Genomic DNA, 23,546 nt, shown 5'->3' on the forward strand with positions numbered 1-23,546 from the left:
CATGGGGGAAGGATGATCAGGGGATTATATGTACTCATTTTTACGTATTTGATGACATTGACAGGCTGTGGATCTTTAACAGGTATACCCGGTCATGGCGGCGGGAAGCGCTTTGCTGTGGAGCAGGAACTGGTTGCTGCGACCACGCGTGCTACCATCAAACAGATTGATATTTCTGCTATCAAGGGGAAAAAGGTGAACCTTTTTGTCAACGCAATTGGTGATACCGGCAATGGTAACCTTATAGGCGGCAGATTGTCATTCGTGTCACAACTTCGGGGCGACTATATCCATAGTCCCCCAGTGGTTGAATCATATTCCTATCCGCAATACACACAAACAACAACATCTTCATCAAGTACCAAAGATTCCTCGAGTACATTGACGGAAACGATTCAGGACGCCATTATCCCTTCTAATCAAAGCACCGTATCTTCTCTGTCGAGTACTTCTGGAAAATCAATGACCACAACCCTGCTTCCATCGCCGGATCAGAAGCAAATACAACAAAAAGGCAGTGGAAGTGAAGTGCAGGTAGGGGTGGAGTATAAAGGACTGGGAGCCTATCAGAACTCAGAAGAAATTTCCTCGGATGATCTGCAATATCTCTCTGGATTACTACAAACCTACTTTTTCTTGAGTGGGGTGAATATTGTCCCGCCCTCAGAGGCGGAGGTAGATGTGTATGTGACGGTAGATGTGTTTGGTACCATTCGCACCCGTGTTGATTGGTTTGTCGCCAATAATGAGATCTTAAGAGCTAAAACGGCTTTAGAGGTTATGGCTATCAATAGTTTGAGCGGAGATCTCGTTATGGCACCACAATCAGCAGGCAGTGAGGCGGAATATAATGAGCAATATATTTTTTGGGCGGGCCCGGTCTCCATCAGGAAGAGACTGAGACCAACAAACTCTCTTTTGTGTGATTTTACCGATCTGAGTAACGCCGGAGGCCTTCCGGATCTGAATGTTCAGGATGGTGATATTCCCTACCCGTTTCGGTATGAGATAGGGAAGTGGATGGAAGTGGAATGAGAAAGGTGCTTGGTATATCAAATGAAAATTACAAATAAAAGAGAACGTGTTGATACGCATGTAGGGAGGGATAGTGAGACGACCACGTATTGTTGTTCCAGGCATACCTATGCATATAGTTCAGAGAGGAAACAACCAACAACACTGTTTTTCTGCTAAAGAGGATTATATAGCATTTCTGGAATGGCTCCGGGAGTATAGTCATCTTTCAAAAAGCAATATCCATGCGTATGTGCTGATGCCTAATCATGTCCACTTCCTGGCCACCCCCCAGGATGAAGACAGTATCAGCATATTGATGAAACGTCTTGGTCAGAGGTATGTACAGTTCTTCAATCGTAAATACAACAGAAGTGGTACTCTTTGGGAGGGACGTTATAAATCATGCATTGTCGAACCCCAAAAATATCTTTTAGACTGTTGTCGGTATATCGAGACTCATCCGGTACGGGCTGGTCTGGCTACCGATCCTGGTGAGTATCCATGGTCAAGTTATGGGATAAACGGTCAGGGTGAGACTTGAGCAACAATTATCTCCCACAAGGAATACGACCAGCTGGGTTCCACTCTTGCAGAAAAAGTCTCAGCCTACCAGCGATTAATCCGAATCGATCTTGAGTGTGAATTTGGCGACGAACTGAGAAGCGCGACAAATGGAAACTATGCCTTGGGCAGTGAACATTTTAAATGGGAGATCAGGAAGACAACAGGGCGCATGGTTTCGCCTGGCAGAGTCGGGAGACCAAAACAAAAAGCCTGACATCTGCATGGGCCTTTATTGATTTCGAGCTGGGAATATGAGAAAGTTATGGCTCGTTTCCGAAAATAAATTGAGATCTTTCCCTAATTTATTGTTTTGATAGCAAAAAAAACAATAGGAGGCCAAAAGTAATAGAGGGCTTGATAATATTATCTTTGTATTCTTCTCTATTTGAGTCTTTGCTGTAAGTTGCTGATTTGATAGTTGCTTTTTCCCAGGGGATATGTCAGGACGTATAACTACGTTGATCTGTTCAGGTTTAAATGAACTAGGTGGAATTAATCTAACCATAAAGGATAAAGATGAGATTGTTATAGGGGGCGTCCGGTAGGGGTTACATGAGATGACAATACACACCTTAATAAGCATAGGTTTTCTATTTCTGATCAGTTTTTTTTTGCTTCTGTATACAATGGCACCTGTTATTCTGTATGTTGTGATTCGGGATGGTTTCCGGATAGTAGCTTGGTGTTATACAACCTGTTGCAACTACTTTGGTTTTGGGAATATACAAAAAGGGTTTGTATTCCAAAGGGGGGGGAGCTTCCTCAATGTTATAGGCAAAGTATATTTGCCAATTTTTCTGCTAATTCTTTTTTTAAACTCTATCCTTTATTTCCAGCAACGTCGCCATTGGATGGGAGAGGATAACGCTAATTTTACTGCCAAGGAGTATTTTGTGGCAGGCCAAGTTTTGAATTACTACACCTGTTGGGCCGGTGCAACGAAATGGCATCCAGATAAATTATATCTTTTACCATCCTTATTGTCGGTTCAGCACATTATCTATAAAGTTGGTACTCAGTATTTGCCTGAAGATGATGCAGAGAAAGCATACTGGGCTCAACAATGGTTTATATATCCTTATTCAAAGCATATTCGGGCGGCGAGCAGGGACGCTGTAAACCGAATCTATCCGGAGAAGGTCTTTCTGACAGTTGAAGGTGAACACCTTAGCATGAAAGATGCCCTTGATCTTCAGGTCGAATTACAACCCAAGCCAAGCCGGTTTACCGATTTGGCTTGGTACTGTCTTGAAATAATGGCAACAAAGGAATTTGGTGACAGGCAGATGTATAGAGCTTACCTCCGTAATTATGCAGGCATGGGCCACTTTTATGCCCATTACGCGATATTGGCATATACGAAAATTAGTCTGAATAGTCGTCGAATTTATATCAAAATGCCAGCCTTGATCAAACGTGACCAGGAACTTCTCAAATGGTTACATGAGTTAAAGGATAAGTGGAGTAGGACACCTGAGATGATCTCTTTTGCAGAATCTACACCGAAAGTTGAAGCCATGCGCGAAATGGCAGTAATCCTCCTTTTACATAATACTATCCCGGCCACCATATGGACTGGGGAGTTTTCATGTGAATCGTCTTATCTCAAGGATCTTGAGAAAGTACGAAGAGAATTTGTCTATACTCGGGAGGGTATTCAGCCTCCGCTTGGACGTATGAAGGAGAAAAGTACGGCACGGCAGTTCTATTTTATTGCGATTGATTCAGCGATAGCACGATTTCTTAGTTTTATCACAGAAGAAAATTGCGGTTACAGATTGCCTGGTAAGGAAGATATGCAGGAGTTTAATGGGGCGGCTATTTCTCCATTAGATAGAAGGAGAAGAACAATGAGAGCTCTTTTTACAAGGGAGCTCAAGTTGCTAGGGATGGACAATGTTCTGACTGAAAAGTATTGGACCCATATAGGAGATGGAAAATATGAGTGGAGATAATCCATTAATAAACAGCAGTGATTTATGGAATGATGTGATTATAAAGACCAGGTGCAGGAGCGGACATCATTGATAACCTCGGTGGCGGCACCGATTCACTTCTCTTTACCGACGACCTGACCCAGGGCCGCCTTAGTTACCTTAAATCGGAAGATAACCTCATCATCCGTATCGATGGAAGTGAATTGACCCAGGTAACTGTCAAGGATTGGTTTAAGGGAGTGGAGTACCAACTCGACTTTATCCAACCTGCAGGCCAGGGTGGAATCCCGGCTTCGCAGATTAATGATCTCTTTACCACCACTGATCCTCCAACAGGAGGTGATTTGGAAGTGCTAGCCGAAAGTACTTTTGATTCCGTCAACACCGGGACCGCAGCAGCAGAACAGGTAATAGGCACCAACGGTAAGGATCTGCTGAAAGGATTGGGAGGGAATGACCAGCTCTTTGCCTTTGATGGTGACGATTGGTTACTCGGCGGTGACGGTGATGACTATTTCGATGGTGGAGCCGGCAACGATACCATGTTGGGTGGTGCAGGTAACGACCAGCTTGGTGGTGATGCGGGGAACGACATCATGTCTGCTGGTGCAGGTAACGATAAATATGTGTACCGACCCGGATCGGGCAGTGACACCATCATCAATGCAGGTGGTGGAACCGACTGGTTACTGTTCACCGATGATATCACCTCTGATAGGCTAAGCTATTTCAAATCCGGGGACAACCTGTTGGTGAAGATCGACGGTAGCTCCGAGAATATGGTCACCATCCAGGATTGGTTTAAAGGTGGAAAAAACGAGGTGGCCTATATCCAGCCGTCCGGAGCCTATGGTATCTCAGCAGCCCAGATCAATACCATGGTTCAGGATGAACCTGTGGCGGCCCCTGCAGCCGCCATGGCCAGTAATGTACTTGGTGATACTGCAGCCGCACTTGGCTTGAGCAGTGCAACAGGTGGTTCAGAGTATGATTCCTACAACCAGAATAGTGGCCTGGGCCTTGATGCCAATGGCGATCTTGGCGTTTCCAGCGATCTCTCACATTTGGCCGATAATGAGGATAAGGTGAATCGAGAGTTGCTGGCAGCGTAAGCGTGTTTCTGACCTGATAGTCGTAAATACTCGCGGATGTAGTCCTCAATGGATTACATCCGCGTTGTTATTTGAAAAGGGTGAGGAGCTCATTGTTGGGAGAACAATTTTGCAAGCCAGCCAAGCTGCGCCTGGCATACAAGTGCAGTGGTGAGGCTTTCGGAGTACCTTCTGGTAAAAGTTATGCCTTTTCTTATGAAGAAAAATCTCAACCATCTTCTTAGCTGTTGATTATACGAAGAATATTTTTCTATTTAATCTTGTTGGAAGGTCTGAATTTACAGGTCAATTTACGATTTGATTCAATGGCAAGTCTTCCAGGTTGGCCTATTAGTACTTGTATTTAATGGTAATTATAGAAAAGTGTAAGAGATATGTAAGAGTCTTACCTTAGGTTCCGATAGGAGGTATCGGAGGAGTCTATCAGCAGGGGAGTGAAATTGCGGATATTGCCAACCATATAAGATGTTGGTGGTGTTGGGACCATGGTTAATGGGAGAAAAGATGATATGACGAATAGATTTAAAAATATTCTTGTGGCATGCCTCCTGTTAGGCTTTTGTGGCGCAACTTTTTATTACAACTTCTTTGATATCAAGACTCTTGTTGGGCTTTCCTTGAAGCCAGAAGAGCTTGAGGAAATCTGTGAAGCAAGAGGCGGGTTCATTTCTCCCGGACCGATTGCAGTGGATGGGTATTACCACGAGGCGGCCAGCCCAATGTTTGGCACCGAGGAAGTCATGGCACGTCTGGGAAAGCGACGATTCCAATTTCTTGAAATGGATAGTGATTGGGTAAAGAGCAATCATACATGGGGAAAATTTAACCTGAAAAAAGTACAGGGAGAAGGGAAATACTTCAGGTTCTATCTTGCCCATCGGGGTGACCCGAACTGTGAAGCGTATGAAGAATACATAGGTGATCAATATGATTCAGCCAAGAGCAACCTCTTTCTTCGCTCCTACGGTATCTACCCTGAAAGTTGTGTTGCAGCCATAAAAACAGATGAGCGGAAAAGTAAATATGGTTTTGCACATTATAACAAAAAAGATAGCGAAAACCCCAAGGTAACCTGGAATATCCTCTCATTTCAGGATCTGGAAACCGGAGAGGAGCAGTCCAGCTATAACAGCTTTACCTATTGTTATGCAGGTGTGGACTCAGAAGGTTATTGCCGTGGTTGGGGACAGAATAGATCATTTAGCTGCCGTCCAAAAGTTGAAGGCTATAATAACCCTACGAATTCGATTTATAGAGGGAGTTTTAAAGCAACTCCCAATCCTTACCTGAAAAAGAAACTTGTTACCAAAGAGATTCATGGTCCTTTTGATATTGAAGAGACAAGGGTTGTTCCTGAGTTGAGAGAAAAAATAGGTGGTGAGAGGAATATACCGAGAGTCAGAGGGGATGCTGTTAAGGACTGGTATGACTGTATTGAGATGGATGGGTATGGGTATTTTAGTGAGAGATCAGTTAGCTGGGAAGAAGGAGATAAGAAATATAAATCTCTACAACCTCAAATTGTTTTTATCAATGATAGTGGACGAAAATTGCTAAAGACTGATATTGATTTTGCAGATCCAAGAAAAAGGAAATCGTATGATTATTGCTGCCTTCGAGCAGAGAAAGACGGAGTATATTTCATAGCCTGGGGTGGACGTCAGGAGCTCACAGAGAAAGCAAATAACTTCAAAATAATAAAGTATTCATGAGATGGGGTTCCAGAGAAGATCTTAGCGGGAACTTTGCCTTTTGAGTTTGAAGTGTCTGGTGGGTCTCGTCATTTCTATGCAGATCTGCGGATAGATGAAGAGTACTACTATTTCTCAGTATATACAGTTGATGCCGGAGAATTTATAAACGGTTTTGGTTCTGTACAACCAATTTACGATTACAGATTCAGGGTTCCAAATAAATTGGAATAAGGAGTAGAGAATGTCCGAAAATTTAGAAGAATTGAAAGTATTGAAGAGATTTTTGCTCAGCCAGTTTGCAGCAGAATGCTATCTTGATATGCAGAGGCATAGTGTGAGTCTATTGAGATTTGCTTGAATAATTAATCGTTATAAATAATTGAGGTTACATAATGGGTTTAATCTTAGTCCCAGGGCTTGTGTTATATGTTCTTATTTCAGTTATAACTGTTGTTTGCGCAATCGTATTTGCAAAAAAACGGAAAAGGAATCTGTTGCTTTGGGGAGGTGGCGCAGCCTTTGTAATGTATAACCTCCTCTTCTGGGATTGGTTACCTACTGTTGCTACACATAAATATTACTGTTCCTCCCAGGCTGGTTTCTGGGTTTATAAGACTGTAGATGAATGGAAGGCTGAGAATATCAGTACATTAGAAAAACAAAGCTTGGTGAATAATATTACTTTGAATCAATCAAAGCATGAAGGTGATATGAACAATTTCACGAGTACAGAATATGTAACAAATCGATTGAAGTACGTATTTAAACATAATGGTCCTTTTATTCTAAATAGATGGCGATTGGAAGCTAAGCTTATAGATATAAATACAAATCAGGTTTTGGCCCAATATGTTGACTTTTCGACATCTCAAGAGAGAAGAAAAGCTGGATGGTCTGGCTGGAAATTTTGGTTGAATGCGGAAAAATGTATCTCTGTTAGCCATCAAGATGAAGGAAATATAAAAGAAATGATTTACGAACTTGGAGGAGATAAATGAATTCAATTCAAGATATTTACCAGAAAGCAGAATTGTCTGAAGCTGCTTATGCAGATTTTTCTAATCCTAACATTTCTCCATTGGCCGCATTACAGGCTTATGGTTTCAGTTTTACCCAAGCAACCGACTTCCTCAACCATTGGAAAGTAATAGCTCAATGTCCAAACACGGATACAGGATTTTCCGGAACTGTTTTTGAGCGTTTGGACGGCCCGAATGCAGGTGAAAGATATATTTCGATATGTGGAACTGAAGGCTCCAAACTCTTAAATGGTTCAGGTGAAGGCGAAATAGATATAGTAGAGGATATCGCCAATATCGGGGCTGACGGTATTGCTATCAATCAAGCTATTGATATGTACAACTGGTATCTGCGGCTAACTTCCCAACAAGGTGATGTCAAGCAATACTATTATCATAAAGAAGAAACGAACATTCTCAATCAGATCACCCAACCCGCTTGGATTGAGGAAAAGATAATTACGACCATTGAAAATGGTGCTCTTTATGGTGGCACAAAGCCTGATACGGTAGTAGGCCATTCTTTAGGCGGGCATTTGGCGATGACAATGAGCCGTCTTTTCTCTGATATATCTTCGGTAACAACTTTCAAGGTCGAGGTAACCGGGGTCGGGCCACGCTAACATGTTGAAAGAGCGTTAATGTAGGCATGTTTTATGTCCAAATTTATGCCTATATAGCCAATTAAAAGGCCAAAAACGTGATTATTTAATATACCATAGTTAATACTTTGTATGGCAAGAGCAAAGAGACATTATCTTCCAGGTCAAATATGGCACCTCACCCACAGGTGTCACAAAGGCGAATTTCTATTGAAATTGGTAATGGATCGCCGGAAATGGACTCAATGGCTTTATCAGGCGAGAAAGCGTTATGGCTTAGTCATCCTGAATTACACTGTTACTTCAAATCATGTACATTTACTTGTGGTTGACGAGAAGGGAAGAGACGTCATACCACAATCGATCAAGTTAGTAGCTGGCAGAACTGGGCAAGAATATAATGTGAGAAAAACTCGTAAAGGAGCTTTTTGGGAAGATCGTTATCACGCAACAGTCATAGAATCGGAGCATCATTTGTTCAGGTGCCTTGTGTATATTGATTTGAATATGGTGCGAGCTGGTGTCGTATCTCATCCGTCAGAGTGGCCTTTTGGTGGCTATAATGAGATCCAAAAACCACGGAGGAAGTGTGTGCTTATTGCTCACCAAAAGCTTGTAGAACTAACCGGGTTTAAAACCTATGAAGCATTTCGAATTGCCCATGCAGGATTGGTAAGCGAATTGCTGGCTTCTGGAAATAATTACAGAGAGGCTGGTTGGAGTGAAAGCGTAGCAGTGGGGAGTAAAGCTTTTGTTGCAACAATCAAGGAAAAACTAGGGTTACGCGCAAAAGGTCGTAAAGTGGTTGAAAAGGATGGGAAATATCAGCTTCGAGAGGAAGCAGGAGTCTATACTGCCAATATTGAGGCCAAAAAAGGAAGTATTGGGGATGAAAACGGCTATATTTGGAATGTTTGTGACGTGAATACATTTAGATAGCGTGGCCCGACCCCGGTTGCCCCCGGCATGAAGATTTCGGGTGGGGCTGGGCAAGATTTCCTGTTTGGTTTCTCGGCTGGCGACTTGATAGAAGGTGGTAGTGAAAACGACCTGATTCTGGGACAGCTCAGAAGTTGGCTGGGAAAACCACTGTATAGCAGTGAACCTGTTTCAGGTGATGCACTTCACGGTGGCGGTGGTAACGATTATATCATTGGTTCCGGCGGTGATGACGAGCTGTTTGGAGGAGATGATAATGACATCCTGGAAGGGGGTGATGGGTATGACCGATTGTTTGGGGATGGTGAAGGGAGATTGATAGAATATAATTCATAATGAGATTGTACAGAGAGGATTAAAGTGAGACGCAACATGCCTGACGTCCAGGTGGTGTGTTTGGCTTTCGGAACACCCCTTGGCTAAAGTTACGCCTGTTCTGATGAAAAATATTTCAAATTTCTTTTTACCTGCTGATTATACTAACAATGTTTTTTTTGTTTGATTTTTTTGGAGGACCTGATGTTACAGAGTCTATTTCGTCTTGATTCAATGGCAAGTCTTCCAGATTGGCCTATTAGTACTTGTATTTAATGGTAATTATAGCAAGGTGTAAGATATATGTAAGGGTCTCGCCTTAGATTTCGATGGGAGGCATCGTAGAAATCTATCAGGATGGGTGTGAAATGCCCGATATTGCCAACCATATATGATGTTGGTGGTGTTGGGACCATGGTTAATGGGAGAAAAGATGATATGACGAATAGATTCAAATATATTCTTGTGGCATGCCTCCTGTTAGGCTTTTGTGGCGCAACTTTTTATTATAACTTCTTTGATATCAAGACTCTTGTTGGGCTTTCCTTGAAGCCAGAAGAGCTTGAGGAAATCTGTGAAGCAAGAGGCGGGTTGGATTCTCCGGGGCCAATTGCTGTGGATGGGTACTATCAAGAGTCTGCCAGCCCACTATTTGGGACGGAAGAAGTGATGGCACGACTTGGCAAGAGACGATTTCAGTTTCTTGAAATGGATAGTGATTGGGTAAAGAGCAACCACACCTGGGGAAAATTTAACCTGAAAAAAGTACAGGGAAAAGGGAAATACTTCAGGTTCTATCTTGCCCATCGGGGTGACCCGAACTGTGAAGCGTATGAAGAATACATAGGTGATCAATATGATTCAGCCAAGAGCAAGCTCTTTCTTCGCTCCTACGGCATCTATCCTGAAAGCTGTTTTGCAGCCATAATGACCGATGAGCGTAAGAGTAAATATGGTTTTGCCCATTATAATGTAGAGGATAGTGAAAACCCCAAAGTAAGCTGGAATGTACTTTCATTTCAGGATCTTGAAACCGGAGAAGATCAGTCACGCTATAACAGCTTTACCTATTGTTATGCAGGTGTGAACTCTGAAGGATATTGTCGTGGCTGGGGACAGAATAGATCATTTAGCTGCCGTCCAAAAGTTGAAGGTTATAATAACCCAACGAATTCGGTTTATAGAGGGAGTTTTAAAGCAACTCCCAATCCTTACTTGAAAAAGAAACTTGTTACCAAAGAGATTCATGGTCCTTTTGATATTAAAGAGACAAGGGTTGTTCCTGAGCTTATAGAGAAGATAGGTGGTGAGAGGAATATACCGAGAGTCAGAGGGGATGCTGTTAAGGACTGGTATGACTGTATTGAGATGGATGGGTATGGGCATTTTAGTGAGAGAGCAGTTAGCTGGGAAGAAGGAGATAAGAAATATAAATCTCTACAACCTCAAATTGTTTTTATCAATGATAGTGGACGAAAATTGCTAAAGACTGATATTGATTTTGCAGATCCAAGAAAAAGGAAATCGTATGATTATTGCTGCCTTCGAGCAGAGAAAGACGGAGTATATTTCATAGCCTGGGGTGGGCGTCAGGAGCTCACAGAGAAAGCAAATAACTTCAAAATAATAAAATATTCATGGGATGGGGTTCCTGAGAAGATCTTGGCAGGAACTTTGCCTTTTCAGTTTCAAGTATCGGGTGGGTCTTATCATGCCTATGCTAACTTGCGGATCGAAAAGAATTATATCTATTTTCCGTATATAAGATGTCGGATGATGGCTATACCGATCTCTACGTCCAACCAATTTACGATTACAGATTTAGGGTTTCCAATAAATAGGAAAAGGAGTGAGAAATGTCAGAAAATCTAGAAGAATTGAAAGGGACTGCAATGTCGTAGGCTACTGTTTAGGCGAAAAATCAGGTTTTTATTGGCTATGAATTTGAGCAAAACGAAAAATTAAATCAAGGAAGGATTACGCAATGAGAATATCCCTGATAAATGTTGTTGCGCTATTGGGCCTCCTGTTCCCGCAAATGTTGTTGGCAGACGGAGAAGCAGCGGAACTTGTTTTTAATAATAATATCGGATTAATGAAGGATGTTTCTTCGGAATTACGCCAAGAACTTCCAATGTGCGATGAGTTTCTAGATGTGAGGTGGATTCAGGAGATGCCGGACGGCTATTGGGTTGGTAGGGTCGTGGTGGACGTAAAGACAGGTGATAAAACAGAACAGCGGGAACTGGCGGTTCTTGAAGAAAAGCGTAAGCGCCGACACGGACGTTTTAACCTTATTGATATCACGGCAACAAAATATCGAGGCAACAAATTTGATGAGCTGATCTTGTCGGCAGATAGCGCCTCAAGTTATTTTGCTTTAGAGAGTGATATTATCGAAATTGGTTTAGCTGTAAGTAAAGGCAAGAAGACAATTGTGGTTAGCAAAGAGAGGATAGGAAGCCAATCATATTTAGAAAGAGGGATTTCGTCCATATTTACCCAACAATCAAATAGAATAATCTGCATCACCCACCCTGATAAAAAGAAGTGGTTATTCAAAAAGAAATAAATTTATTGGCTAACATATAGGAGACTTACCGTGGCAACAGAAGAGCAAAAAAATATTATCGATGGAATGATTCGCGGCAGTCTGAGTGATCCTGATTCGCTGACGCAATGGCACCATAAAATAGGTGGGAGTGTTGGCGGCTCTATTGAAATAAAAATTTATTTGGCTGATCTTACCCCGGCGGCTCAAAATTCAGTTAAGGCGGCTTATCAATACTGGGAAAATATTTCTGGCATTAAGTTCAATGTGGTTTCTGATGAAGATGATGCTGACATTACATTTGGCTTTAAAGATTTTGCGTCAGATTCAGATTATAACTCAGAGTGGTATGGTGCCTCGACATTGGCTCCGAGTTCCCAGGATTTGAGTGAAGATCCTGATTACCAAGCCATAATTATGTTCAATACTCAGAAAGGGGTTTCCAACTTTGAAAACGCAGAAAACGATCCCCGTTACTGGCGTGTATTGGTCCATGAAATTGGTCATGCTTTAGGGCTTGAACATCCTTTTGATACCAGTGACTCCGATAATATTGGCAATGATTCTTTATACTCAATCATGGCCAAGGATTACCCTGAGGGAATTCCAGAAGGCGGTCGTCTTCCCAACGAAACCCCCATGGTTTACGACATTCTCGCAATTCAAAAGCTCTATGGCAAGAATATGTCCTATATGACAGGGGATGACACCTATCAATGGGACACCAATAATCACTATCTTGCTATCTGGGACGCTGGCGGCAATGACACAATTGACGTCTCAAATCAAAGCGGTACGGCATTAATCGACCTGAGCGAAGGGGATCACGGCGGCGAGGTTAAAATTAAAGATTCCAGTGATAACGTGACACTTTATGCAGGCATCGCCTTTAACGCTGTCATCGAAAACGCCACCGGCACCAACCAGGACGACGAAATTAAAGGCAATGATGAAGCCAATATTCTTAAAGGCGAAGGCGGAGGCGATCATTTGTACGGCAGGAATGGCAATGATACAATATATGGAGGTGCTGGCAATGATATCATTGTAGGCGGCAAAGGGCAGGATACAATGTCAGGTGGTTCAGGCAATGATACCTTCTATGTCTTCGGTGAAGACAAGGATTATGATGAATTCATAGGTGGTGGAGGCGATGAAGATAAAATCCTCGGCGGAGACGATGATGACACCATCCGTGTTCATGAACTTGTTTACCATCATTCCATTGAAAAAATAGATGGCAAAGGTGGCACCAATATCATTGCCGGTACAGATCTTAACGATACAATTGATTTAACTTATACAGAAGTCGAGAATATAGATCGAATCGAAGGTGGAAAAGGGCTTGATTCCATTAGAGGCTCAAACTTCAATGACAAGATATATGGCGAGCAAGGTTGCGATACACTATTTGGGGGTGGGGGAGAAAACTGGCTGTATGGTGGTGATGATTTCGACACTTATATTGTTGGCGGGGGGGAAAACTACATAAGCCATATCATAGACCCTGATAACGATGGACTCATACAAGAAAAGAATGGCAGCATACTGAGTGGTGTATGGCAAGAGCAAAGCGATGGCAGTTATCAACACACTTTACTCGGGTTAACAGCAACCAAAGGCACTTCGCTGACAATAGAGTTAAACTATGGTGCAAGTGTGGTGATTGACAATTTCTCATCTGGCACTTTTGGGATTCTTTTGAGAGATCTTCCTGATGAACCAGTCTCTATAGTTCCTCCAGGCGATGAAGATGCAAACATCCTCTATGACGCAGAAACCACTGCCAAAGAGATAGAAGGGAATGATGGCAATGACATGATCGCCGGTAATATCGGTGATGATATGCTCTATGGAGGTGATGGTGATGACTGGATAGTAGGTGGAGGGGGGCAGGATACCATTGATGGTGGTGCGGGTGATGATCTTATCACCTGGCTGAATCAGGGGACCTCCGTGTCAGGTGGTGCAGGAAATGACGTGATTTTGGCGGTAGGAGCTGAATGGTTTGATGTCAGTCTTCCAAGTGGCCCTTTCACAAAAGATATTATCTGGGCAGATTATAAAAAGAATTTTTCTACCTCATTTGAGTCTGGTGGTTTGTATATAGGTGAGAGCAGCGGGTATTTATACGCTCAAGGTGGTGGGGGCGTTCAATACGGAACATTTACAGGTAACTCTGAGTTGGGTGACGGTTGGACGTACGAGTTGACCACAAATACTGATAACAGCATATCGTTAATCTATTACCACCCCGAACATCAACCAGATGGATATTCCCCATTCTGGGATGTGGAGCATGTTATTCAAGGCCAGTTACACAACGAGGCCGTTTTTCTGTATGGCGATGAAGGCAATGACCTGCTAGTTGGCAATGGTGGGCAGGATTGGCTATCGGGTGGTACTGGTGATGACTTCCTGCTCGGTAATGAAGGTGACGATTATTTATCCGGTGGCGAAGGTGCTGATCGTTTAGTTGGAGGCGCGGGAACAGATACCCTCTATGCAGGTGCGGGTAATGATGAAATTCATGGGGAAACCGGGAATGATTTCATCTTTGGTGAAGATGGCAACGATAATATATGGGGGGACTCACAATCACCCCTACTGAGTTCTCAGGATGGCAATGATTATATTGATGGGGGGAAAGGCAATGACCAGATCTCAGGCCAGGGTGGTGATGACATAATTATCGGTGGCAATGATGATGATACACTCAATGGTGATGATGGTAATGACGAAATCTATGGAGGTTACGATGATGATGATCTTATCGGAGGCCTCGGAAATGATACATTGTATGGCGAGAGTGGAAACGACTCTCTTTGGGGGGATAACGGAGATCTATCCGGTAGCGGGCAGGATACCCTGTATGGTGGGGGAGGGAACGATCATTTATCTGGTGGCGGAGATGTAGATTATCTCTATGGAGAATCAGGGACAGATACCTTGTTTGGCGGAACAGGTGGAGATTATCTCTATGGCGGCTCCCAGGATGATACCCTTTCTGGCGAGGGTGATGACGATACCTTAGATGGCGGTGAAGGTGATGATTCACTGTGGGGAGGTGATGGCCTCGATCTGCTTCATGGAGGCGCGGATAACGATATTTTGCACGGAGATGGAGAAAACGATGAACTCTATGGTGAAACAGGCATTGATCAGCTCTACGGGGGGGATGGGGACGACACCTTGTACGGAGGCGATGACAAGGATTTCTTGCTGGGTGGCAGTGGTGATGACTCGTTGACAGGTGGCAGTGGTGATGATGAACTGTACGGAGAAGGTGGGAACGATTCGTATATGTTCAACCCGGGCGATGGGTTTGACTACATTAGTGATACCATAGGAAGTAACACGATCACTTTTCAGGGGGTTGATGATCCATCAACAATCAGATACAGCTATGGAACCATTGCCGATAAGAAATTCACTGTTGGAGAGGACGGACAGGATCTCTGGATTGAATATGGAAATGGTGATTCAATAATTGTTGAAGATGGTCGTACTAACTTGTTCGGTTATTCAATAGGTACGGAAGCAAGCTATAGTGATGAGTTCTTAACCAATTCGGGTACTGTCCAATCTGTAAAATATGGTACAGATGAGAATGAGTGGCTCTACGGTACAGGTGGAGTTGATTTCATTAATGGTCTAAAAGGTAATGACCACCTTGTCGGAGGAGCAGGGGCTGATACCCTTATCGGAGGGGCAGGGACGGACACTGCTTGCTATGAAGGGTCTGTCACAGGTGTATCATGTAATCTCTTAACTGGAGAAATGTCCGGTGGTGATGCCGAAGGTGACATTCTCATAGGTATTGAGAATTTGAATGGCAGCTCACATGCAGACGTTCTCATTGGTGATAATGACAATAACGCCCTATGGGGTTTCAGCGGGAATGACATTATCTATGGGTATGGTGGCAATGACTATTTTCAGGATTCTTACTCAACCACTGATAGTGGTGACGATATTTATTATGGTGGCAGTGGCAACGACTATTTTGCAGGGATGGGAGGTTCAGACCGCCTCTATGGTGAAGCCGGGGATGATCGCTATGTATTTAATCCTGGTGATGGCATAGATTATATTGAAGACAATGAAGGAGAGAATGAAATTCTTTTTGGTCGTCCAGCAGGTATTACGCTTGCTGACCTGGAAATATCTTATGTGACAATAAATAGTGATTTCCATACGTATACGCTGGATGCTGATGGTGCAGATTTGAGAATTGCGTACGGTAATGGAGACGCTATACTTTTACGTAACGGTGCGCAAGTCGATTTCAACTTTACTTACGATCTCGATAATAGCGGGAGGGCTATTTCACACTTATCTCTTCTGGAAACCATCCAAACAGCATGGCACCTTGGTGCAAATAGTGATGTTTTTGACGGCACTCCCGGAGCTGATGAGGTATATGGTGGTGCTGGAAATGACACTCTTAATGGAAATGGTGGAGATGATCAACTTTTTGGAGAAAGTGGAAATGATATACTCTCGGGAGGGAGTGGTACAAATCGCTTGGAAGGAGGAACAGGTGATGATCATTACCTGATTGATTCGACGTCGGATGTTGTCGTTGAACGTGTCGGTGAGGGCCTTGACACGGTTGAGAGCTCTGTGGATACAGTTCTTTCTGAGAATGTAGAAAACTTGATTCTCACAGGTACCGGCTATGGAAAAAAAGGTACGGGCAATTCGTTGGATAATACTTTATCCGCTAACATGATCACGGAAGGGAGTGTTATTTTAAACGGGGGTAGTGGCGATGATGAGCTTATTGGCAGTTCGAATGGTGACAGGTTGATAGGTGGCGATGGGCATGACACGTTACGCGGAGGTTTGGGAAGCGATCTGTACGTTGTAGATAGTCTTGAGGACACAATTATTGAGGATGAGGGGAACGAGTATGATATTGATGAGGTTGAGAGCTCTGTTTCCTACACCCTTGGTGAGAATCTTGAGAATTTGACCTTGACTGGTGAAGAGGATTTGTCTGGGATAGGAAATGAGCTCAATAATTTCATAGTCGGTAACAGTGGTAACAACAGGATCGAAGGTGGTCTAGGTGCGAACAGTTATTGGGGTAAAGAAGGTGACGATACGTATGTCTCCATATCAGCTTCGGATAGTATTTATGAGAATTATAACGAAGGTGTTGATACAGAAATAAGAGGCTATAATTCAACAGCTAATCTATCCGATAATGTCGAGAATCTTACTCTCAGTGGTGCAGTCACCTACGGTTATGGGAATGACTTAAATAATGTGATCGAAGGTAATGCTGCTGCCAATATCCTGCAAGGTGGTGAAGGAGATGACCTGCTTATTGGAGGAGGTGGTAATGACCTATACATATACAGACCTAATAGTGGTCACGAGACGATAAATACCAGCGGTGGTGGTCTTGACAGGCTACTGCTCGATGAAAGTTTGTACCCAGATATGCAAAATTTAGAGAGGATTGGTGATGATCTCGTCATATCCTTCTTGGTGGAAGGGAGCCAGTTTCCTGATGATCGAGTGACGATTCAAAACTGGTTTCTAGGGGACGACTATAAAATCTATTATATAGAGATAGAAAACGAAGAAGAGTTTTCTAAGGGTCAAATTGATGCAATGTTTGGTATTACCCCCGAGTACGATTTCGATACTGTAGTTGATGGTACCACTTCTTCTGAACAGCTGGTGGGTACAGTTGGAAGTGATCAGCTAAATGGTTTTGCGGGAGATGACCAGCTTTTTGCTTTTGATGGTAACGATTGGTTACTTGGTGGGGCTGGTGACGACTATTTCGATGGTGGAGCCGGTGATGATACCATGCTAGGTGGGGCTGGTGACGATTACTTTTGTGGAGATGCCGGCAATGACATCATGTACGGTGGAGCCGGTGATGACACGTATGCCTATCAGCCAGGTTCGGGTAATAATACAATTATCAACGCAGGTGGCGGCACCGACTTTTTACTCTTCACTGATGATATCACCTCTGATAGGTTAAGTTACTTTAAATCCGGTGACAACCTATTGGTGAAGATCGACGGTAGTTCCGAGAATATGGTCACCATTCAGGATTGGTTTAAAGGTGGAGAAAACGAGGTGGCCTATATCCAGCCGTCCGGCGCCTATGGCATATCAGCAGCCCAGATTAATACCATGGTTCAGGATGAACCTGCCGCACCCCCTGCAGCCGCCATGGCCAGTAATGTACTTGGTGATACTGCAGCTGCACTTGGCTTGAGCAGTGCAACAGGTGGTTCAGAGTATGATTCCTACAACCATAATAGAGGATTGGGCCTTGATGCTAATAGCGATCTAGGTGTTTCCAGTGATCTCTCACATCTGGCAGATAATGAGGACAAGGTGAATCGAGAGCTGCTTGCGGCGTAAGCGTGCCCCTGTAACCTGAGTGGCAGTAAATATTCGCGAATGTAGTCCTCAAGGGATTACATCCGCGTTGTTATTTGGAAAGGGGGAGGAGTTGTTGGTAGAGCAATTCTGATGGTGGGATTGTTCTGAGATTACTTAGAACGAGACACAAGGTTCCTGGCATGGGAGGGGCGCATAAGTGGTTTCGGGCTGTAATAAAGGGTTACTAAGGATGTGTTTGTGGAAAAAGAGCAGGACGTTATCTACAGGCCCTCTTTAGAGAACCATCTATTAGATCGACACAATGCAACGGGTTGCTTATAGAAACAGGGATTTTGTTTTCTAAACCGTTTCCTTTTTTACTACAGAGGACCCGTAAGTTTGTTAAAGAGCTCTGGCGAGCCCATTTGTCCGCCTTTTAAAATGATCTCCAACCCGTTAATCTTCTGTTGTTTCGCTGAATGGAGACGGCATAGGCAGAGTCCAGGTTCAATATCTGCCTCATAAGACAGACTGTCTGCACCAAGCTCCTGCAGGGCAAGGCTTGATGTATCCCCTCCTGCGATACCGATTCGATCGACCAGGCCTGAAAATGCAACCCGGGCTGTCAATGCAGCGGTAAAACCGGCAATGTCGGCCCGGCTCAAATGATGATTCATGTTGCTGGTGACGATGGCCAGCACATGGGAGCTGTTTTTGAGACACTCAGTACATTCCGATAGATATTTATCGAGAGCCGTTACCCTGTCGCGCCCAATTTGTTCAGGGTCAATCAGCAATTTATGAAAGCCCCTGCTGTTTTGAACCTGGGTTGCTGTTACGGGCGAACGGCTGCCGGCAATGATGAATACTGGCTTTTTCGGGAGCGAGGGAGTGCGTGTAGTTGTTGGTGTATCGCCACTTTCTCGCTGGGACAAATATGCCTCAGCTATACTGCTTGAACCAACCGCGAGAGTTACGGTATCCCGGTTAGAAGCTAGAACGGAGCCGAGGATTTTGATATCAGTATCCTCTTCAACATCAAAGAGTACAGCAACCCCTTTATTCCATAACGTGTTTGTTTGACGTGCGATGTCATGGCTAAGGCTGCTATATAGTGACCTGTGAATGCCGGAAATATTCGGCAGGCCTTGACTGTTCAGCAGTCTGACAAGGTCGGACTCCTGCATCGGCGTGACCGGGTGATTTGCCATTGTGGGGTGGCGGTCTATCCTGTATACAGCACCGTCTGCAGCCGCGGCGAAGAGGTTATTGAAAACACAATACCTGCCAAGGCTTGGTTGGCCACCGGAAATAAAAATATTACTCTCTGGCTTGATCTGTTTGAGGGTATTGACTGCTGTCCCGATACTGCCGGTTTCCGGGCTGCTGTCAAATGTAGAGCAGACCTTATAATGGAAGACGCTTTTACTTTGCTGTTCAAGGATTTTTCCAACAGGTTGCAGGGTGTTAATGATATCTGCAGGCGGCATGGACCTGGTTGCGGTCGCAATACCTGCTGCATCAAGTTCAGAAAGGTCCTGGCAATTGAGCAATGTTTGAGCATCTAGAAAGAGGCGGCAGTTCAGGCCGCCTCTTGCCAGGGTCGCAAGCGTATCGGAAGCGCCGGTAAAGTCATCTCCACAGAAAATGTAGTCCGGTATACGGGTCATGATGTCTTAGAAGTATTTTGGGCGAGTGACGCCTGAATCAGTTTTTTCCGAAAAAGTCGAGAGCCTGCTGGAGTTCGGTATGGGTGCTTGCAAACTTTTCGATTGGAGTGCCCGTGTGGACTGCTTCCCATCCCTGTTGCAAGCTTTTAACCCCAGAGGAAGGGCCATCAGGGTGAGCGAGGATACCCCCACCAGCAAGAAACATAAAGTCACTGCTTTGCAGGGCTTCGTGGGTGACTCCAATATTGCCGGCCCATTGGCCAGAGGAAAAAACAGGCATCACGGTATCAACAGCCTCGCTGTTTTCGCAAAGAGGAACCAGGCAGTGACGACCTGATTCAGCAACTTCTTTATCCGGGTTGCAGAACTTGCCACCGATGCCGTGAACGTGAAGATGATCAATACCGGTCAGACGATAAAGGGTCTGGTAGGCCAGGGTGCCGATGCCGAGCAGGGGGTGACGGCTCATGGCGCCATATCCATTGCGGTGACCGTGAATTACCAGGTCCGTAGATTTCCGTAAACTCTGTACTGCAGCAAGACCACACCAGTTCAGGCTTACCATGACACAATTGCCCCCCTCTGCTTTTACCAGCTCAGCGTGCCGACACATGCCATCGATATCGTCGCTGATGTTAAAGGCAACCATTACGTCATTACCGGTCCGCTCCCGGTAGTTTCGAACTCTTGTCATCACTGCCCGAATTCTCTTGTCGATGGGGGCATGGTCCGGACTGCCGCAGACTTCATCGTCCTTTATGAAATCGATACCGGCTTCGCACAGTGTTTCCACCAGTGAGGCAGTCTGTTCCGGGCTCATGCCGAGATTCGGCTTGATAATTGTACCAAAAACAGGCCTGTCATAAGCACCGAGTATCTTACGTGTACCACTGATCCCTTGAGGGGGAGTCGGGAAGTGCTGCCGAAGATCTTGTGGTACGGTCACATCTTTAAGGCGCAGCCCTGTCACCTCTCCTATATCGAAAAGGTTTCCCCCGACAATAGCTGCGAGAGCAGTAAGATTGGTACCGATATTGGCGAGTGGAAAACCTATGGTCACTCTTGCTCTGGTGAATGGACCTGTTATCTCTTTACGCTGTAGGTATTGACTGTTGAGGCTTGGCAGTTCAGCCTGGCCCAGTTGTTCGATTTTGAGGACATTAGCAGCAGCACGCTGTCGTAATTCGTCGGTTTCACCAGCTACACGGGTAAAGGTGCCGCAACTCTGTTCCCCGGCCATTATTGCTGCGACCTTCTCTACAGGCAGAGGCGTCTCAATGAGGTAGGTCGCGATTACTTGTTGGGTAGCCATGATTATCAGTCGGTTGTAGGTTGGCTAAGGTTTGGAAATGATCGGACAGGATCGGTGCCATCCCAGTCAATTGCAGATTCCCGTATCATTGTAAAGAGATCGCCTTTGGGGCCGAGTACCTCTGAGAGCTCAATCACGGTACCCGGATGATATTCCTTGTCAAAATATACAAACCGGCCGTTTGTGCCGACTTCACCGCTCATCTTGACCTTGAATCCGTGGCTCAGCATTTTGTTCAGATCCTCGTCAAATTTTTCAGTCCAGAAAGCGATGTGCTGTAAACCGGTTTTTTGGCTTTTCTGGAATTCCCTGTACATTGATGGAACGTCATTTCTGGTCTGGATGAGCTCCACCTGGACAGGGCCGGAATTAGCAAGTGCGACCGAGTTATGGACTTCGTAGTGTCCACCACAGAATCGGTAGTTTTGAATGGGCACCTTTTCGTTGTAATACCAAGGACCCACACCCATTACGTCGGTCCAGTATTTCATCGCGGCTTCAATATCATCGACGACATAGCCGAATTGTCGTATTTCTCCTAATAATCTACTCATAACGTATTAATTCATTAATTGGTTTGGCAGCCACGTTGAGAGCATTGGCACTAACGTGACCAGCAGTAGGGATAGCAGCAGGGATACAAGGAATGGCAGCACCCCGCGAACAACCTTAAACAGTGGAATGTCGGCAATAATAGAGACCATGTAGAGACTCATGCCGACTGGTGGAGTCAAGAGACCGATCATAAGGTTCAGGACAAAGACTATTCCGAGTTGAATCGGGTCGACACCAGCCATACTCAAGGCGGGCGTGACGATTGGTGCGATAATAAGAATAGCCGCAATTGATTCAAGTACCATGCCGGCAATGAGCAGCAGGACGTTGACGATGAGCAACAGGATGACAGGATTGTCAGAAACACCAAGAAGAAAGTGGCTGACAGCAACGGGAACCCGGTCAATAGTCAATACCCAGGCAAAGAGTGCAGCCGTAGCGACGATAAAGAGGACACTTGCTGTGGCTTCAACCGTTTCCCGGGCAGCATCGACAAGTCCTTTCCAGTTTAGTTGGCGGTAGAAAAACTTGCCAATGACTACGGCATAGACGACGGTGACCCCGGCTACCTCTGTAGGACCGAAAAGACCGCTGACAAGGCCGCCGATGAGCAGGACGGGTGCAAAAAGTGCCGGCAGGGATACAATGAACTGCCGCCGGATCAAGGCCAGGGAGGGACGGGTTTCATCTCTGGGCAGATTATAAATTTTCGCCATAAGAGCTATCTGGCCTACCAGTAGAATGGTGATGATGATTGCCGGGATAATACCTGCTAGCAGTAGTTTTACAGCAGATATCTGGGCAGCAGCGGCAAAAATGATAATCGGAATACTAGGAGGGAAAATAGGGCCGATGGTGGCGGCAGCCATGGTTATACCCGCCGCAAATTCGTCTTTATACCCCTGTTTGCGCATCATGTTGATCTGCAGGTTACCAAGTGCGCCGATATCTGCGAGGGCCGCACCTGATATACCGGAAAAGACCAGGCTGACCAGAACTGTAACCTGTGCAACACCTCCCCTTATCCTGCCAACAAAGAGTCGGATAAGTTCGAATATGTGGCTGGTAACACCAGAGACGTTCAGGATGTTTGCTGCCAGGATGAAAAGAGGAACAGCAAGCAGCGGTGTGGAATCAAGTGCATTTACTGATCGTTGAGCAAGTACTGAAACTGGAAGTTCATTGCTAATAATGACAATAGCAGCTGAAAGCCCCATGGAGACGGCGATGGGGGTGCCCATAACCAACATGACAAAGAAAAGTACTAGTAAAAGTAGACTCACGGCTGTTTGTCTCCGGTAGGTGTTGACTCGTGGTGGTCATCGGCACCGACACCTTTGCAGCTGCAGAAGCGAAGGAGCCTTAAGGACGTTACCAGGGTGCAGCAGATGACACCAATCAGGGCCGGTGCGTAAAATAACCAATTCGGCATGCCCATGGCCGGGGTAGAAAAATGGGCGGCACGCTGCAGGAAGTGTGCAAAACTGACCAGGAGCAATATGCAGAAAACCAGTACCGCAGCCTCATTGATACAGCGAAGAACTACCGAGGCGATCCCTTTTAATTTGCTGCTGAATATATCAACAGCTATATGTCTTCCACGATATTGCAGCAGCGGGACGGTAAAGAAGACAACCCCGAGACCTGTGAAACGAGCCAGCTCATCTGCCCAGGGAAGGCCTATGCTGAAAAAATTCCTGCTCGCGACCTGCAGGGCAATCAGGATCGTCATTACCGCCAGGAAGAACATGGAGCCGATAATGAGGCCTCTGCTCATTCCCGCCAGGATACGGTCACAGCGTTCCAGATATGTTGGTCTGACCGGACTGTTCATAATATTCTCAGTATCGATCCTTTGAGGGAAAAGCCACCGTGAAATCCTGGTGGCTTTTCTTTTCTCTG

The 23,546-nt window shown here is 44.9% G+C and carries 17 protein-coding genes; 12 read left to right on the forward strand and 5 right to left on the reverse strand.

The features are described from left to right. Window positions 1-12 precede the first annotated feature (12 nt). From GA520_RS25545 to GA520_RS25600, 12 genes are all read left to right on the forward strand, one after another. Complete coding sequence (locus tag GA520_RS25545) at window positions 13-1,035, forward strand: adhesin (RefSeq protein ID WP_163336230.1); 1,023 nt, start codon at window positions 13-15, stop codon at window positions 1,033-1,035. A gap of 73 nt (window positions 1,036-1,108) precedes the next feature. Continuing rightward, a complete protein-coding gene (locus GA520_RS25550; protein ID WP_205749192.1) occupies window positions 1,109-1,558 on the forward strand; it encodes a transposase in 450 nt (149 codons plus the stop codon). Between the two features lie 916 nt (window positions 1,559-2,474). Next, window positions 2,475-3,536 (forward strand): hypothetical protein, encoded by a 1,062-nt coding sequence (locus tag GA520_RS25555; RefSeq protein ID WP_163336231.1) that lies wholly within the window; start codon window positions 2,475-2,477, stop codon window positions 3,534-3,536. 185 nt (window positions 3,537-3,721) lie between these two features. Next, on the forward strand, window positions 3,722-4,630 hold the full coding sequence (locus GA520_RS25560; protein WP_163336232.1) for a calcium-binding protein: 909 nt from the start codon (window positions 3,722-3,724) through the stop codon (window positions 4,628-4,630). Between the two features lie 509 nt (window positions 4,631-5,139). Next, window positions 5,140-6,342, forward strand: a complete 1,203-nt coding sequence (locus GA520_RS25565; protein WP_163336233.1) for a hypothetical protein — start codon at window positions 5,140-5,142, stop codon at window positions 6,340-6,342. A 374-nt stretch (window positions 6,343-6,716) separates the two neighbouring features. Continuing rightward, window positions 6,717-7,322 carry a hypothetical protein gene (locus GA520_RS25570; RefSeq protein ID WP_163336234.1) on the forward strand — a complete coding sequence of 202 codons (606 nt, stop codon included), beginning with the start codon at window positions 6,717-6,719 and terminating at the stop codon, window positions 7,320-7,322. After that, complete coding sequence (locus tag GA520_RS25575) at window positions 7,319-7,966, forward strand: hypothetical protein (protein ID WP_163336235.1); 648 nt, start codon at window positions 7,319-7,321, stop codon at window positions 7,964-7,966. The genes GA520_RS25570 and GA520_RS25575 overlap by 4 nt, the downstream gene beginning before the upstream one ends. Window positions 7,967-8,077: 111 nt before the next feature. Further along, a complete protein-coding gene (locus GA520_RS25580; RefSeq protein WP_163336236.1) occupies window positions 8,078-8,884 on the forward strand; it encodes a transposase in 807 nt (268 codons plus the stop codon). Window positions 8,885-8,911: 27 nt separating this feature from the next. Further along, window positions 8,912-9,220: a calcium-binding protein gene (locus GA520_RS25585; protein WP_163336522.1), complete on the forward strand. Its 309-nt coding sequence runs from the start codon at window positions 8,912-8,914 to the stop codon at window positions 9,218-9,220. A gap of 417 nt (window positions 9,221-9,637) precedes the next feature. Further along, the gene (locus GA520_RS25590) at window positions 9,638-11,071 is read left to right on the forward strand and encodes a hypothetical protein (protein ID WP_163336237.1); all 1,434 of its coding nucleotides are present in this window, start codon (window positions 9,638-9,640) and stop codon (window positions 11,069-11,071) included. Window positions 11,072-11,183: 112 nt separating this feature from the next. Then, the gene (locus GA520_RS25595) at window positions 11,184-11,771 is read left to right on the forward strand and encodes a hypothetical protein (RefSeq protein WP_163336238.1); all 588 of its coding nucleotides are present in this window, start codon (window positions 11,184-11,186) and stop codon (window positions 11,769-11,771) included. Between the two features lie 30 nt (window positions 11,772-11,801). Further along, window positions 11,802-18,146 carry a matrixin family metalloprotease gene (locus GA520_RS25600; protein ID WP_163336239.1) on the forward strand — a complete coding sequence of 2,115 codons (6,345 nt, stop codon included), beginning with the start codon at window positions 11,802-11,804 and terminating at the stop codon, window positions 18,144-18,146. A 341-nt stretch (window positions 18,147-18,487) separates the two neighbouring features. Here the strand turns inward: GA520_RS25600 and GA520_RS25605 are convergent, their stop codons facing one another. From GA520_RS25605 to GA520_RS25625, 5 genes are read right to left on the reverse strand one after another with little or no spacing between them, the layout of a single operon-like run. Beyond that, window positions 18,488-19,777, reverse strand: a complete 1,290-nt coding sequence (locus tag GA520_RS25605; RefSeq protein ID WP_163336240.1) for a four-carbon acid sugar kinase family protein — start codon at window positions 19,775-19,777, stop codon at window positions 18,488-18,490. Between the two features lie 37 nt (window positions 19,778-19,814). Further along, window positions 19,815-21,089 (reverse strand): ribulose-bisphosphate carboxylase large subunit family protein, encoded by a 1,275-nt coding sequence (locus GA520_RS25610; protein WP_163336241.1) that lies wholly within the window; start codon window positions 21,087-21,089, stop codon window positions 19,815-19,817. A 5-nt stretch (window positions 21,090-21,094) separates the two neighbouring features. Continuing rightward, a complete protein-coding gene (locus GA520_RS25615) occupies window positions 21,095-21,643 on the reverse strand; it encodes a VOC family protein (RefSeq protein WP_163336242.1) in 549 nt (182 codons plus the stop codon). A 6-nt stretch (window positions 21,644-21,649) separates the two neighbouring features. Continuing rightward, window positions 21,650-22,927, reverse strand: a complete 1,278-nt coding sequence (locus tag GA520_RS25620; protein ID WP_163336243.1) for a TRAP transporter large permease — start codon at window positions 22,925-22,927, stop codon at window positions 21,650-21,652. Then, window positions 22,924-23,478, reverse strand: coding sequence for a TRAP transporter small permease (locus GA520_RS25625; RefSeq protein WP_205749193.1), 555 nt, complete (start codon window positions 23,476-23,478; stop codon window positions 22,924-22,926). The genes GA520_RS25620 and GA520_RS25625 overlap by 4 nt, the downstream gene beginning before the upstream one ends. Window positions 23,479-23,546: the final 68 nt, after the last annotated feature.

Origin of the sequence: Desulfopila sp. IMCC35008 (assembly GCF_010646885.2) — a bacterium.
Taxonomy (GTDB): Bacteria; Desulfobacterota; Desulfobulbia; order Desulfobulbales; family Desulfocapsaceae; genus Desulfopila.

Coding starts and splice junctions, on each gene's coding strand:
- GA520_RS25545 (WP_163336230.1), top strand. CDS start 13: ATGATCAGGGGATTATATGTACTCATTTTTACGTATTTGATGACATTG.
- GA520_RS25565 (WP_163336233.1), top strand. CDS start 5,140: ATGACGAATAGATTTAAAAATATTCTTGTGGCATGCCTCCTGTTAGGC.
- GA520_RS25570 (WP_163336234.1), top strand. CDS start 6,717: ATGGGTTTAATCTTAGTCCCAGGGCTTGTGTTATATGTTCTTATTTCA.
- GA520_RS25575 (WP_163336235.1), top strand. CDS start 7,319: ATGAATTCAATTCAAGATATTTACCAGAAAGCAGAATTGTCTGAAGCT.
- GA520_RS25580 (WP_163336236.1), top strand. CDS start 8,078: ATGGCAAGAGCAAAGAGACATTATCTTCCAGGTCAAATATGGCACCTC.
- GA520_RS25585 (WP_163336522.1), top strand. CDS start 8,912: ATGAAGATTTCGGGTGGGGCTGGGCAAGATTTCCTGTTTGGTTTCTCG.
- GA520_RS25590 (WP_163336237.1), top strand. CDS start 9,638: ATGACGAATAGATTCAAATATATTCTTGTGGCATGCCTCCTGTTAGGC.
- GA520_RS25595 (WP_163336238.1), top strand. CDS start 11,184: ATGAGAATATCCCTGATAAATGTTGTTGCGCTATTGGGCCTCCTGTTC.
- GA520_RS25605 (WP_163336240.1), bottom strand. CDS start 19,777: ATGACCCGTATACCGGACTACATTTTCTGTGGAGATGACTTTACCGGC.
- GA520_RS25610 (WP_163336241.1), bottom strand. CDS start 21,089: ATGGCTACCCAACAAGTAATCGCGACCTACCTCATTGAGACGCCTCTG.
- GA520_RS25615 (WP_163336242.1), bottom strand. CDS start 21,643: ATGAGTAGATTATTAGGAGAAATACGACAATTCGGCTATGTCGTCGAT.
- GA520_RS25625 (WP_205749193.1), bottom strand. CDS start 23,478: ATGAACAGTCCGGTCAGACCAACATATCTGGAACGCTGTGACCGTATC.